12 protein-coding genes are annotated in these 13,779 nt (G+C 38.3%); 8 read left to right on the top strand and 4 right to left on the bottom strand.

All coding sequences use genetic code 11. The features are described 5' to 3' along the window. Window positions 1–5 precede the first annotated feature (5 nt). A complete protein-coding gene (locus CXF85_RS18995; protein ID WP_101230201.1) occupies window positions 6–743 on the bottom strand; it encodes an enoyl-CoA hydratase-related protein in 738 nt (245 codons plus the stop codon). Window positions 744–826: 83 nt separating this feature from the next. Between CXF85_RS18995 and CXF85_RS18990 the strand changes: the two genes are divergently transcribed. The 4 genes from CXF85_RS18990 to CXF85_RS18970 all read left to right on the top strand — a co-directional run bounded on the left by CXF85_RS18990 (window position 827) and on the right by CXF85_RS18970 (window position 4,203). Then, the gene (locus tag CXF85_RS18990; protein WP_101230200.1) at window positions 827–1,267 is read left to right on the top strand and encodes a copper chaperone PCu(A)C; all 441 of its coding nucleotides are present in this window, start codon (window positions 827–829) and stop codon (window positions 1,265–1,267) included. 350 nt (window positions 1,268–1,617) lie between these two features. After that, window positions 1,618–2,613: a DUF2333 family protein gene (locus CXF85_RS18980; RefSeq protein ID WP_101230198.1), complete on the top strand. Its 996-nt coding sequence runs from the start codon at window positions 1,618–1,620 to the stop codon at window positions 2,611–2,613. A gap of 4 nt (window positions 2,614–2,617) precedes the next feature. Beyond that, window positions 2,618–3,367 carry a TIGR04219 family outer membrane beta-barrel protein gene (locus CXF85_RS18975; protein WP_101230197.1) on the top strand — a complete coding sequence of 250 codons (750 nt, stop codon included), beginning with the start codon at window positions 2,618–2,620 and terminating at the stop codon, window positions 3,365–3,367. 269 nt (window positions 3,368–3,636) lie between these two features. Continuing rightward, window positions 3,637–4,203, top strand: coding sequence for a PEP-CTERM sorting domain-containing protein (locus CXF85_RS18970; protein ID WP_101230196.1), 567 nt, complete (start codon window positions 3,637–3,639; stop codon window positions 4,201–4,203). Window positions 4,204–4,295: 92 nt separating this feature from the next. Here CXF85_RS18970 and CXF85_RS18965 read toward each other — a convergent pair whose 3' ends face one another. Further along, window positions 4,296–4,949 carry a lytic transglycosylase domain-containing protein gene (locus CXF85_RS18965; RefSeq protein WP_101230195.1) on the bottom strand — a complete coding sequence of 218 codons (654 nt, stop codon included), beginning with the start codon at window positions 4,947–4,949 and terminating at the stop codon, window positions 4,296–4,298. Window positions 4,950–5,099: 150 nt separating this feature from the next. Here CXF85_RS18965 and CXF85_RS18960 point away from each other — a divergent pair, with 150 nt between their 5' ends. From CXF85_RS18960 to CXF85_RS18945, 4 genes are all read left to right on the top strand, one after another. Continuing rightward, window positions 5,100–6,947 (top strand): assimilatory sulfite reductase (NADPH) flavoprotein subunit, encoded by a 1,848-nt coding sequence (locus tag CXF85_RS18960; RefSeq protein ID WP_101230297.1) that lies wholly within the window; start codon window positions 5,100–5,102, stop codon window positions 6,945–6,947. Next, window positions 6,947–8,701, top strand: coding sequence for an assimilatory sulfite reductase (NADPH) hemoprotein subunit (gene cysI, locus CXF85_RS18955; RefSeq protein WP_101230194.1), 1,755 nt, complete (start codon window positions 6,947–6,949; stop codon window positions 8,699–8,701). The genes CXF85_RS18960 and cysI overlap by 1 nt, the downstream gene beginning before the upstream one ends. Further along, window positions 8,694–9,455: a phosphoadenylyl-sulfate reductase gene (locus tag CXF85_RS18950; protein ID WP_101230193.1), complete on the top strand. Its 762-nt coding sequence runs from the start codon at window positions 8,694–8,696 to the stop codon at window positions 9,453–9,455. Before cysI ends, CXF85_RS18950 begins: the two co-directional genes overlap by 8 nt. 812 nt (window positions 9,456–10,267) lie before the next feature. Continuing rightward, window positions 10,268–11,191 carry a hypothetical protein gene (locus tag CXF85_RS18945; RefSeq protein ID WP_101230192.1) on the top strand — a complete coding sequence of 308 codons (924 nt, stop codon included), beginning with the start codon at window positions 10,268–10,270 and terminating at the stop codon, window positions 11,189–11,191. A 98-nt stretch (window positions 11,192–11,289) separates the two neighbouring features. Here the strand turns inward: CXF85_RS18945 and epmA are convergent, their stop codons facing one another. Together epmA and tuf are read right to left on the bottom strand one after the other, a co-directional pair. Further along, entirely contained in the window at window positions 11,290–12,267 is a 978-nt protein-coding gene (epmA, locus tag CXF85_RS18940) for an elongation factor P--(R)-beta-lysine ligase (RefSeq protein WP_101230191.1), read from the bottom strand. A 236-nt stretch (window positions 12,268–12,503) separates the two neighbouring features. Further along, window positions 12,504–13,688 carry an elongation factor Tu gene (tuf, locus tag CXF85_RS18935; protein WP_101230190.1) on the bottom strand — a complete coding sequence of 395 codons (1,185 nt, stop codon included), beginning with the start codon at window positions 13,686–13,688 and terminating at the stop codon, window positions 12,504–12,506. Window positions 13,689–13,779: the final 91 nt, after the last annotated feature.

Genomic DNA, 13,779 nt, shown 5'->3' with positions numbered 1-13,779 from the left:
GGGCTTTACTTAAAAAACTTAGCAAGAATATCTTTACATGCTTGTGAATTAACTAGATGAGAAAACGCTTGGCTTTCATCACTAATAACCTGGCTTAATGCTAATTTGTTTCCTTGACGAATTAATCGTCGGCTAGTCATTACCGATTCAACAGGTAAATTAGCAATTGCTTGGGCAACAACTGCTGTCAAAGCTAATAGCTCATTTGGCTGACAGGTTTGATTAGTAATGCCATAACTTAATGCTTGCTCTGCATTAAAAGTATTACCTAACACCATTAATTCAAAGGCTTTATTGGGACCCACTTTTTGAGTTAATAACAAACTAGAGCCAGCTTCAGGGCATAAACCAAGTTGAGTAAAAGGCAGTTTAAATTTACTGTTATTGGCCGCAATCACCATATCACAATGTAATAATAGTGTGGTGCCAATACCAACCGCAACGCCAGCAACACCAGCAACAAGTGGTTTAGTAAACTCTGACAGTACTTTAACAAATTCAAGCGCTGCTAGTTCATCATTGACTGAACACTGGATAAAGTCATTTAGGTCATTACCCGCACAAAAGCAATTTTCGTTTCCTTGAATGACCACACAATGAATACTTTCAGTTTGTTCTGCATAAGAAAAATGCTGACAAAGTTGCTTATACATATCGTTAGTTAGCGCATTTTTTTTATCAATACGATTCAAGGTAATTGTGAAAACACCTTGTTTTTCTGTCGTTAAAATCAAGTTACTCATTTGCCACCAGTTTAGTTACATAGGTTTACGGATATAATGTATAGTCAAACCTTAATATTTGTTATCAGGGATGTATAGTTACAATGAAAAATATTCATTATGGTAAATGCTTTATCTTGTTTCTTTTGTTGTTCGGTATGGTAAAGAATGGCGATGCATCTAACGACATTACGGTTGCGGAAGGATACATCAAAGCAAGTATACCTGGCAGTGACATTACCGCCGCTTATATGACAATAAGTAATACCGCTAATAAAGCGATAACCTTACAAAAGATTACTAGCACAATATCTGATCGTATTGAAATTCACGAACACAGTATGACTGATGGTATGATGCGTATGCGTGAAGTTGGGGAAATCACCATCGACGCGAACAGTGAAGTGGTTCTTCAACCCTCGGGCTTGCACCTGATGATATTCTCATTAAAACAGCAAGTGACTGAAAAGGATGTAATCCCTTTAACCTTATATTTTTCAAATGAAACTAAAATTAATATTCAATTACCTGTTTATCGTTATTAATATACTCGCTCCACTTCAATATGTTATTTCAGAGCCAAAATAGGACATCAAGTCAAGGCGCGATACAAAGATAATGGTTATCCCTTATCAAGTATTGCAACGCAGAATTGATTTTCTAGTTTGACTCCCACAGGACAAGCCGATAAATGGTCATCTCCTGCGTTATTGATTTTGACAATAACGCTACATGGATGTAGCTTATTAGAGAATGCAGGAGCATATTCTCCTGAATAACTATTCTCTTTAATCAAGGCCTTGTAGCTAACCATTTCTCTACTTGCTGAAACCAACATCTTGTAGTAGAACGAGTATAAAAGTACAATATCAACAACCTCATCCTTGGAGTGGATATGAAAACAATGTTTTCTACAAAATTAATTGTCTGGATTTTTACCGGCATATTTTTTCTTTTATACGGCATTGGTGTTTATTGGAGTAGTGAGCCAGCATCCATCAATATTCACGCTGAAGTAACCCAAGCAGCTAAAGCTGAAAATGTCGCACCAGTCGTTGGTTACACCACCACAACAGCGTTAATAAAAGTTAGCGAAGCGTTATTGCATAAACCTGGCGGCTATTTATCAAATGACATTCTGCCACCTTCATTATTTTTAGATAATATGCCTGCTTGGGAGTTTGGTGTATTAGAAATGGTTCGTGATATGGCGTTGGTTATGCGTAAAGATTTTAGCCGATCACAATCACAATCATTAGTGAACAAGCACTTACAGGAAGCACAGCCTCGTTTTAATATCGATAGTAAAAACTGGGCAGTACCTAGTGCTGAGTCTGAATATAGTGAAGCAATTAAACAGCTTTATGCCTATCGTTCTGCTTTGGTAAGTACTAACGGCAATCAAAAAGCACAATTTTACGCCCGTGCTGATAATTTACGTGCTTATATAGAAGAAGTGCAAAAACGTTTAGGTAGTTACTCACATCGTTTAAGTATGAGTGTTGGTCGTGAGCAAGTTAACACTGACTTAGCGGGTGATAGAACTGCAGAGCAATCAAGCCAAGGTGTTTCTCATTTACAATTACAAACCGATTGGTGGAAAATTGATGATGTTTTCTATGAAGCCAGAGGTGCAACTTGGGCCTTACTGCAATTACTGAGAGCAATTGAAATAGATTTTAATAGTGTGTTAGAAAACAAGAATGCCAAAATCAGCTTACAACAAATTATTCGTGAGCTAGAAGCAAGCCAAGAATCCTTATGGAGCCCAATGATATTAAACGGCAGTGGCTTTGGTCTTGTTGCCAATCACTCATTGGTAATGGCTAACTATATCTCTCGCGCTAATGCAGCATTAATCGATTTAAATGAACTTTTAACCAAAGGATAACAACATGAAAAAAACTTTATTAGCTGCCAGCGTAGCAGCTTTAATGTGTGGCAGCGCTCAGGCCGATACTTTATTAGGTTTGTATATCGGTGGCCAAGTTTGGGCTAACGAAGCTAGTGGTAGCTTTGGTGAAGGCACTGATAACCAATCAGTTTTTGACTTTGATGATGAAAACCAAGGTAGCTTCTATGTTGCCCTTGAACACCCAATTCCATTAATTCCAAACATAAAAATCGCTTCAACAAGCCTTGATACGGTTGGTGGTACTCAAATCACAAGTAACTTCTCTTTCGGTGGTGAATCGTTTAGCGCTAATGAGACTTTAGATACCACACTTGATGCTAGCTTTGTTGATTACACTTTATATTATGAAGTATTTGATAATGACCTGCTAACCTTTGACTTTGGTTTAACCGCACGTGATCTAGATGCCCATATTAAAGTATCAGATACAAGTACAAGCAGTGATACCAATGTATCAGGTATCATCCCAATGGCTTATGTTTCAACGATTATTGGTCTACCTTTTACTGGTTTAAACGTATTTGCTGAAGCTAACTTCATTAGCTATGACGACCAAACTATTTATGACGCCCAAATTGGTGTGAGCTATGCGATATTAGATAACCTTGCAGTAGATTTTGACGTAACGTTAGGTTATCGCTCCGTGAAAATGGAAATAAATGACATAGATGACTTCTACAGTGATTTAACTTATGACGGTTTCTTTGCCGGTGCTGTTGTTCATTTCTAAGAAGTAATCCGTTCAAGAAAAAATATAATTAAGGTCGTGCATATGCAAATATCCACGGCCTTTTTACTTTTTTATAACTCAATTTATACCTACCATCTCCCATAACACTTACAAAGCAGGAACAGCGAGACCGGCAATAGTGTCAGATTTTTTTACGCTAAATTAGTACAAACTACCAACTTTAATGCAACACATTGTAAAATATCACTTTATATTTACGGCTCGATTTTTGCTTAACTGAACATCATAATGATTTAAAAGGATATTTCATGAAGTTTTGTTCAATCGTAGTTTTTGCCATTTCATTTTTTGTTTCTACTAATACCTCAGCCACTCTGCTGAAAGATGTTGGTGGTGTTGATAAATTTATTGCGAGTAAATTATTCGACAAAAACAGTAGCCAACAAAGCGAACTAGACTGGGTGATTGATATCCTAGACAATGAATCAATCACTTTTGATAAAAAGTACGAGGAAAGAGAATTTACATGGTCGTCTCTAACAGATGAAGATAATGTTTTTTTTATGGATTTAGGGGATAATACTCCAGCTTATTTTTTATTAAAAATTGGCCATGGAAATGGAAAAAAAGATAGCACAGATAGCAACATACAATCACACTTGTTATTTAAAAACAGTGGTTATTTATCATTTGCCGTTATCGACCTAAAATCAGCGGGTGTAATTGATAACTTTACTATTGGCCGCATCAGTCATGTAACTGAATTCAGCGCTAACCCAAGCCAGTCTCAAAGCACTCCTATTCCGGAACCTATGACAATATCGTTATTTGCTATCGCTTTGTTAGCTTTAACAAGACGTAACCGCCGCCTTTAATCGATTTACTGGTAAACAGAAAAAGCCGTAAGTATCATTGATACGTACGGCTTTTTTATTACTGATAAAATCTCTACACTGTACTATCAGTGCTAGTTTGTCACATGAGAAAAACGACCATAACGTTTATGTAAAATGCCCACCCGCTCTACATATACTTGGGTTTCTTTATAAGGCGGAATACCACCGTGCTTTTTAACAGCACCCTCGCCAGCATTATAGGCTGCAGAAACTAACTCATTATCACCTTTGTATTTTCTGAGTAAGCGCGCTAAATGTTTAACGCCACCTTTAATATTTTGCTCAGCACTTAACGAATTTTTCACACCTAATTCTTTGGCTGTAGCGGGCATTAATTGCATTAATCCTTGCGCACCTTGTTTAGATACGGCTTGAGCATTGAAGTGAGATTCCGCATGAATAACGGCCCGTACAAAAGCAGGGTCAACACCGTATTTTAGTGCTGCTTGGTTTATATCATTCTTATAAGGCTGTAGATACAGCTTTGCTTTACGCCAATTAATCAATGAGTCAACTTCGCAGGCATAACAATCAAACCGATAACGACTGAAATTAACATCCAATGGTTCAATATCAGAAAAGGAGGTAACCCCTGAAGTTGACTTATACGTGTAAATATTTGCTGTCTTTTTTTCTGAAGCGTGACTCAAACCAACAAACGTAGCCAAAATAAAGAGCAAACTAAAGCAGTAATATTGCACTTTATTCTTTGAAATTATCCTCATACAGTCCCTCTAAGACAGTGCACATAACATTAATTAAATTATTTCATAATCCTATATTCCATTTTGGAATAAAAAATCGCTATCTATTCCTTTTGATCTGACTGGAATTTGTCTATTCTTCACCCATCAATTAACATGGGTGAAATAGTTATGTTGCCAGAGCAGCGCTTATTAAATCAAAATACATCAAATTCAGCAAACAATAGTAGTGCCTTAGATGCTAGTCAACTAGCTTCACTACAGCAAAGCGTTGCTGATTACTCTTCACTGCAACTTGCTTGGGCAAGTGGTTATTTAGCGGCGAAAAGCGAACAAGGTCACCATGCCCAGCTAGCTCCGGTTGCAACACCGGTTGCTGCCAAAACGTTAACTATATTATATGCGTCGCAAACAGGTAATGCTAAAGGTGTTGCTAGCCAGCTTGAGAAAAGCGTAAAAGCAGCAGGCATTACTGTAGTTCTTAAAAACATTGCCGATTATAAAGCCAAGTCATTAAAAAATGAAAGTCATCTACTCATTGTAGCCAGTACTAATGGTGAAGGCGAAGCGCCTGATGACGCGATTGAGTTTCATGAGTTTTTACTCGGTAAAAAAGCCCCTAAATTACCTAACTTAAGTTACAGCGTATTAGCGCTAGGTGACAGCAGTTATGAGTTTTTCTGCCAAACAGGTAAAGACTTTGACGAACGTCTACAAGCATTAGGGGCAAAACAAGTTGCGCCACGCCTAGATTGCGATGTTGATTATGACAGCGAATGCGAAAGCTGGACCTTAAGTATTGTTGAATCACTTAAAGATGAATTAACTCAAGCTGATGCCGCTTTAACGCCAGTTAGTTATATAGGCGATTTACCAACAGCAGGCGCTACTAGTCAGTATTCAAAGCAAAATCCATTTGCTGCTGAATTCTCATTAAGTCAAAAAATCACTGGTCGTGATTCAGCAAAGGATGTTCGTCACATTGAAATAGATTTAGCTGAGTCTGGTTTAACTTACCAAGTAGGTGATGCATTAGGCGTTTGGTTTGAAAATGACGAAACACTTGTTGCTAAATTACTTACTGAACTTAACTTTTCTGGTGATGAAAAAATTACTTTAAAAGTGTCTGGTGAAGTACAAGAACTTTCATTACAAGAAGCGTTAATCAGTCAATTAGAGATTACCCAAACAGCGCCAGCATTTATTGAGTTTTGGGCACAACACTCTCAAAACGGTAAATTACTTGCCGTAGCAAAAGATAAAAATGCAGCGCGTGAGTTTGCTGGTGAACATCAAATTATTGATGTAGTGAACTTAGCTAAGGCTGACGTTGATGCACAAAGTTTTGTAAATGCATTACGTAAAATAACACCACGTTTATATTCAATTGCTTCTGCTCAATCTGAAGTAGAAGAAGAAGTTCACTTAACCGTTGGTGTAGTTAGCTATGATGCTAACGGCGATACTCGCACTGGCGGTGCTTCAGGTTTCTTAACACAGCGTTTAGAAGAAGGCCAAAAAGTACGTGTTTTTGTTGAACATAACGATAACTTCCGTTTACCACAATCAGACGATACGCCAGTGATCATGATTGGACCAGGTACGGGTGTTGCGCCATTTAGAGCATTCATGCAAGAACGTGAAGCACGCGAAGCAAGTGGTGATAACTGGATGTTCTTTGGTGATCAAACATTCACACAAGATTTCTTATACCAAGTTGAATGGCAAAACTATTTAAAATCAGGTTTGTTAACACGCATGGACGTAGCATTTTCTCGTGACCAAGCAGAAAAAATCTATGTACAAGATCGCTTAAAAGAACAAGCAAGTGAAGTTTTTTCTTGGTTAGAGCGTGGAGCTCACTTATATATTTGTGGTGATGCTAATCGCATGGCTAAAGATGTTCATCAAACATTGGTGGAAATCATTCAAGAGCACGGCAAATTAAGCGCCGAGCAAGCAGAAGACTATTTAAAGTCACTACGATCTAATAAGCGTTACCAGAAGGATGTTTACTAATGAGCAACAATTTCACAAAAGTTGAAAATCCAGTATTGGTTGTTGAAGGTAAACAGGCCGATAATGAGCGTTTAAAAGCGGAAAGTGATTACCTGCGCGGTACAATCAAAGAAGACCTGCAAGATAGAATGACAGGTGGCTTTACAAGCGATAATTTCCAGTTGATCCGTACTCATGGCATGTACCAACAAGATGACCGTGATATTCGTGCTGAGCGTCAAAAGCAAAAGCTTGAACCACTACATAACGTTATGCTTAGAGCACGTTTACCCGGTGGTATTATCAACCCAACACAATGGTTGGCTATTGATAAATTTGCCGATGATTATACCTCTTACGGTAGTATCCGCTTAACTACACGTCAAACTTTTCAGTTTCACGGTGTTTTAAAGCCAAATATCAAATTGATGCACCAAACACTTAACAGTGTTGGTTTAGATTCAATCGCCACTGCTGGTGATGTTAACCGTAACGTACTTTGTACTTCTAATCCGGTTGAATCTACATTACATCAAGAAGCTTACGAGTGGGCAACTAAGTTAAGTGAACATTTATTACCAAAAACTCGTGCTTATGCTGAAATTTGGTTAGATGAAGAAAAAGTTGAAACCACTGAAGCTGATGAAATTGAGCCTATTTTAGGTAGTAATTATTTACCACGTAAATTTAAAACGACCGTAGTTATTCCACCAAATAATGACATTGATGTTCACGCCAATGATTTGAACTTTGTTGCGATTAGCGAAGGTGGCAAGCTGATTGGTTTTAACGTACTTGTTGGTGGCGGTTTAGCCATGACTCATGGTGATAAAGGTACTTATCCTCGCTGTGCTGACGACTTTGGTTTTATTGCAAAAGAAGACACTTTAGCAATTGCTGCTGCTGTTGTAACAGTTCAGCGTGATTGGGGTAACCGTGTTAACCGTAAAAATGCTAAAACTAAATACACATTAGACCGAGTTGGTGTTGATACCTTTAAAGCTGAAGTTGAGAAACGTGCTGGTGTTGAATTCTCAGAGTCTCGTTCATATGAATTTACTCACCGTGGCGATAGCTTTGGTTGGGTTGAAGGTATTGATGGTAAACATCACCTTACATTATTCATTGAAAATGGCCGCATACTTGATTCAGAAAGAGCTGATTTTGATGGTAAAACATTAAAAACGGGTATGCGAGAAATCGCCAAAATTCATCAAGGTGATTTCCGCTTAACTGCAAACCAAAACTTAATTGTTGCTGGTGTTGCAGAAGCTGATAAAGCAGTTATTGAGCAACTGGCTCGTGACAATGGTTTATTAAATGATGGTGTTTCTAATCAGCGTAAAGCATCAATGGCTTGTGTGGCTTTCCCTACTTGTCCATTAGCAATGGCTGAAGCAGAACGTTATTTACCGACTTTAGTAGACGATGTTGAAGCAATTCTTGAAAAGAATAACTTAAAAGACGAAAGCATCATTTTACGCGTTACTGGCTGCCCAAATGGTTGTGGCCGTGCAATGCTTGCTGAAATTGGTTTAGTGGGTAAAGGTCCTGGTAAATACAATATGTATTTAGGCAGTGATTTAGCCGGCTCTCGTGTACCTAAGCTTTATAAAGAAAACGTTGATGAAGCAGGTGTATTAAGCGAAATTGATGCATTAAGTGCCCGTTGGTCTGCAGAACGTAATGATAATGAAGCCTTCGGTGATTTTGTTATTCGTGCTGGCATCGTAGAACAAGTTATTGTCAGCTTTAAGGACTTTCATCATGCCTAATTCAAGTGCAAGTGTCGCTGAGAAAGTGCTTACGAGCCCTTTTGAAGCAGCCTTTCCTAATCCTGCTTTAAGCGGATGGAATGAAACATTAGAAACTAAAGGTGCACTTGCTCGTACAGAATGGGCAATGGACCATTTACCTGGTAATTTTGTTTTATCATCAAGCTTTGGTATTCAATCAGCGGTAATGTTGCACTTACTTACCCAAGTAAATAGCAATATTCCGGTTTTAGTTACTGATACTGGCCATTTGTTCCCTGAGACTTATCGTTTCATTGAGCAGTTAACTGACCGTTTAGGTTTGAACTTACAAGTTTACCAAGCCAAAGAAAGCGCGGCATGGCAACTTGCTAAATATGGTGAAGAATGGGCGCAAAGTGATGATACTTTGAAAGCTTATAATCGCCGTAATAAAGTTGAACCGTTAGAACGTGGTTTGTCTGAGCTTGAAGCAAATACTTGGTTTTCTGGCGTGCGTCGTCAGCAATCAGAGCATCGCGAGAGCTTAGGTGTTGTGAGCACATTACGTGGTCGTTATAAAGTTCATCCTATTATTGATTGGACTAATAAAGATGTGTATGAGTACCTAACTAAGCACAACTTACCGTATCACCCTCTATGGGAAGAAGGTTATGTCTCAGTGGGTGATGTGCACAGTACTCGTCCACTAACACTTGGTATGACTGAAGAAGAAACACGCTTTGGTGCTGGTCAACGTGAATGTGGCTTGCATACTGATGGTGATGGTATTTAGTTACTTTGTTAATTTAATATCTCAGCAGTAAAATAAAAAGCTAAAAGAGAAAACTCTTTTAGCTTTTTTTGTGCCTGTTAACTGACGTATTCATCCAAAATAGGCACGAATAACAGCTAGTTTATCTTTCTGGTGATTAATTGATCGCTTGCAGCTTTGTTTCTCTGTTTGACGTCGTGGTGGCGACAACACCCAAGGGGCGGCGTACCTTGGAACCCCTTCGCCCCTACTCCGCAGAACATTCAGCCTTCAATTTCAACTAGCGTAAACCACGATTCCTGCCGATTTATCTTCCCTGAACAACGGCAGCCCTCGACGTCCTGTCTCGGGTCGAGGTCTACCTTTGCTAGTTGGTGGTTGAATTGCTGAGATGGGATTTGGAGGGTTTGGCAGCAGCAAAGTGTAATAACGAGAAAAAGCTTTTGAACTGTTAGATATGACCATAGATGAAACAAGCAACCAATCTACTTGAACAAACGCTGAAATGAATGAAAGTGTTCACGTATGTTCATCAGGGATGATGGCAAAAGCAATGTGGATATGATGGTCAATATGTATCTTATTAGACAATGCAGGAGCATATTGTTCTGATGTGCCTTCATTGCTGTGCGTCGAAGATATTGCACTGGATGGTGGATTACGATTAATGTAGCAGCACTGAGGGATTCCAAAGGGAGAAAAGTATGAGGGCTTCTTCTTGATGCTGTCGTGACTTTAAATTTACTCTAATCCCATTTATTATATAAATATTTAAAACACTCCCACGATGAATTAATATAATGTTTTCTAAGAAAGCTAAAAAAGGAAGTATGATGAAAATATTCATTATTATTTTACTAATGAATGTTATTAGTTGCAGTTCACAACCAAACAATAATTACCAAAAAAAAGTATTAGAGACTAAAACAAAGAGTAGTCATGCACAACGCTCAAAAAAAACGCTACCCATTGGCATTTGGGAAGGGATTAGCCGTTCAGGGGCTGAATTTAAAGTATTAAAAATAATGCCCGATAACCAGCACAGTCTCACCTCCTTCAATATTGCATCTGGTATGCAATTCCATGAAAGTGTTTCGTTTCAAAATGAAGACATAGAATGTGATGAATTTAACTGTCATATTTTTACTGTAACGGCTGATGAGAATTTACCATTAAAAATTTCTCTTACAAAGTTCATAGGTCAAGATTACTTGGTGACAGAAACCGTTAGGCTATCATCAGCAAGTATTTACAGCTCAAGTTATAAACTTAAAGCAACAAAATCTAAAACAACACCTGAACGATTTATTGCGCAAGAATCTAAAAAATTAAAAGCTATAGTTTTAAAACATAAAAAAGAGAGGTTTGGTTACTGGTCTGGAATATTAGAGCATTCAAATGAAGATGAATTAAATTTCGCTACATTGGTGTACCAACCAGAACAGATGGCTACCTTAACTGTTTATTCTCCTGGTTCATCTTATCCAATAACTATGACTTTTAACCCTGAGTGGTTACAACAAAGTAATGGTGAATTAAAAACAAAGCTGAAAGGTTTTCATTTTGCGAGTCAGATTACTTTAAGGTACCAAAGTAGAGATATGATAGACGGAGACTTTGAGCAACGCTTTGAACGTTATCCTGAACGTTTGTTAGGTCATGGTAATTTTAGACTATACCGTGTTAAACATTCCGAGGACTATAAACAACCCAAATGGTTAAAATCCTTACTAAAGAGTCAAAATAGTACTAAATAAATTCATAGAACGAAGAGCTAATTAGAGCTTAACTTCTTTATAGAGGTACAAAAGGTGTATGCACAACAAGCACGTATCTCGATTTTGTTTATTTACCTCTAAGCTCGTTCTATTGAGAAGCTCTGCACTTCACTGATATTTTTGATATCAAGCGCTAACATCACCAACCTATCAATTCCTAAAGCGACTCCTGAACACGGTGGTAATCCATGATTTAATGCTGCGATAAAGTTTCCATCAATAGCTTTAACTGGCAAACCTTGATTCTTTCTTTTGGCATTATCTTCTTCAAAACGTAACACCTGTTCATTAGCATCGGTTAATTCATTAAAACCATTAACCAATTCAATACCTTTGAAATAACATTCAAATCGTTGTGCAACCCGAGGATCGTCAATTGATCTTTGTGCCAATGATGCTTGCGCTATCGGAAAGTCATAAATAAATTGCGGTTGGTTGATACCAACGGTTGGTTCAATAATTTCAGTGAAAATAAATTGCAATAATAAGTCAGGATCGTTCATTTCAATTAGCCAATCAGCTGACTTCTCATGCTTATTTAATAGCTCGACAAGCTCCTCGAAAGTTGCGGTTAAAGGATCTACAGTAACTGTCTCAATAAATATATTCTGATAGGTACTAAATACCGCCTTATTACCACCTAAAACGACTTTAAGTAGTTCTGCCACCTCAGACATCAGAGCAAACTGGTCAAAGCCAATACGGTACCATTCAAGCATCGTAAACTCAGGATTGTGATGACTTCCTGACTCTTCGTGACGAAAGGCCTTTGCTATTTGATAAATACAACCATAGCCTGAGGCAAGTAGTCGCTTCATATGAAATTCTGGTGAGGTTTGTAAAAACAACTCTGTCGAATGATCCGCAGGGCTATCCGCTAAAAAATTATACTTGCAGGAGATGGCATCCAAATAGACATCTGTCACGGTACCTTGAGATAAGGCAGGTGTTTCCACCTCTATAACTTGACGCTCAGCAAAGAACTGTCTTATTTGTTGGAGTATCAGGGCTCTTTTTTGAGCATTTTGCCAAGTGAGTGTACTTTGCCAAGTCATGTTATTTCCTCGTTAATCAGCGCGAACAGGAGAATGTGCGTCCTGCATTCTCTAATAAGCAGGATCAAAAAAGGCCGCGTTAGCGACCTTCTTTATTCAATATTATTTCTAATATGGATTGATAAATTAATTTACTGCTAGATGAAGTGTTAGCAAAGCGGAAGCACGGAGTTGACGTGAGTCAATGAGTACTTCCAATGCCGCTAACACGAATTCTAGCGAAAATTAGTTATCAATTAAGCCATAATCTTAGAAACAACACCAGCACCAACAGTACGACCACCTTCACGGATAGCGAAGCGTAAACCTTCGTCCATCGCTACTGGGTTGATTAGCTCAACAACAAACTTAAGGTTGTCGCCAGGCATTACCATTTCAACACCTTCAGGAAGCTCTACAGCACCTGTGATATCTGTTGTACGGAAGTAAAACTGTGGACGGTATCCTTTGAAGAATGGAGTATGACGACCACCTTCATCTTTCGAAAGAACATAAACTTCAGATTCGAATTTAGTGTGTGGTAAAATTGAACCAGGAGCACATAGTACTTGACCACGTTCAACATCTTCACGCTTAAGACCACGTAGAAGAACACCACAGTTCTCGCCAGCACGACCTTCGTCAAGAAGCTTACGGAACATTTCAACACCAGTACAAGTTGATTTTTGTGTATCACGGATACCAACAACTTCTACTTCTTCACCAATTCTGATGATACCACGTTCAACACGACCAGTAACAACAGTACCACGACCTGAGATTGAGAATACATCTTCGATAGGCATGATGAATGCTCCGTCGATTGCACGCTCTGGCTCTGGAATGTAAGTATCTAATGCATCAGCAAGCTCAATGATTTTCGCTTCCCATGCTTCATTGCCTTGAAGAGCGCCTAAAGCTGAACCTTGAATTACTGGTAAATCATCACCAGGGAAATCATATTCAGAAAGAAGTTCACGAACTTCCATTTCTACTAGCTCTAACAATTCTTCATCATCAACAACATCACATTTGTTCATGAAAACGATAATGAAAGGAACACCAACTTGGCGAGACAATAAGATGTGCTCACGTGTTTGTGGCATAGGACCATCTGTAGCAGCAACTACTAAGATAGCGCCATCCATTTGTGCAGCACCAGTGATCATATTTTTGATATAATCGGCGTGACCAGGACAATCTACGTGTGCATAGTGACGTGCAGCTGTATCGTATTCGATGTGAGAAGTATTGATTGTAATACCACGTTCACGTTCTTCAGGAGCGTTATCGATTTGTGCGAAATCTTTAACTTCACCACCGTGAACTTTAGTTAATACTGCAGAGATAGCAGCAGTTAATGTTGTTTTACCGTGATCTACGTGACCGATAGTACCAACGTTAACATGTGGTTTTAGACGTTCAAATTTTTCTTTAGCCATTTTTCAATTACCTTAAAGTTTAGTAAACAATATAAATTAAAAGGCGCAGTCAAAATGACCTTGCCAGATGTAAAATAAAATATTCTTTTAA

Origin of the sequence: Colwellia sp. 75C3 (assembly GCF_002836255.1) — a bacterium.
Lineage (GTDB): Bacteria > Pseudomonadota > Gammaproteobacteria > Enterobacterales > Alteromonadaceae > Colwellia.
This window is presented reverse-complemented; position numbering and strand designations above follow the sequence as displayed.

What these genes read in the sequence shown, in the direction of transcription:
- CXF85_RS18995 (WP_101230201.1), bottom strand. Translation starts at nt 743, where the DNA reads ATGAGTAACTTGATTTTAACGACAGAAAAACAAGGTGTTTTCACAATT.
- CXF85_RS18990 (WP_101230200.1), top strand. Translation starts at nt 827, where the DNA reads ATGAAAAATATTCATTATGGTAAATGCTTTATCTTGTTTCTTTTGTTG.
- CXF85_RS18980 (WP_101230198.1), top strand. Translation starts at nt 1,618, where the DNA reads ATGAAAACAATGTTTTCTACAAAATTAATTGTCTGGATTTTTACCGGC.
- CXF85_RS18975 (WP_101230197.1), top strand. Translation starts at nt 2,618, where the DNA reads ATGAAAAAAACTTTATTAGCTGCCAGCGTAGCAGCTTTAATGTGTGGC.
- CXF85_RS18970 (WP_101230196.1), top strand. Translation starts at nt 3,637, where the DNA reads ATGAAGTTTTGTTCAATCGTAGTTTTTGCCATTTCATTTTTTGTTTCT.
- CXF85_RS18965 (WP_101230195.1), bottom strand. Translation starts at nt 4,949, where the DNA reads ATGAGGATAATTTCAAAGAATAAAGTGCAATATTACTGCTTTAGTTTG.
- CXF85_RS18960 (WP_101230297.1), top strand. Translation starts at nt 5,100, where the DNA reads ATGTTGCCAGAGCAGCGCTTATTAAATCAAAATACATCAAATTCAGCA.
- cysI (WP_101230194.1), top strand. Translation starts at nt 6,947, where the DNA reads ATGAGCAACAATTTCACAAAAGTTGAAAATCCAGTATTGGTTGTTGAA.
- CXF85_RS18950 (WP_101230193.1), top strand. Translation starts at nt 8,694, where the DNA reads ATGCCTAATTCAAGTGCAAGTGTCGCTGAGAAAGTGCTTACGAGCCCT.
- CXF85_RS18945 (WP_101230192.1), top strand. Translation starts at nt 10,268, where the DNA reads ATGAAAATATTCATTATTATTTTACTAATGAATGTTATTAGTTGCAGT.
- epmA (WP_101230191.1), bottom strand. Translation starts at nt 12,267, where the DNA reads ATGACTTGGCAAAGTACACTCACTTGGCAAAATGCTCAAAAAAGAGCC.
- tuf (WP_101230190.1), bottom strand. Translation starts at nt 13,688, where the DNA reads ATGGCTAAAGAAAAATTTGAACGTCTAAAACCACATGTTAACGTTGGT.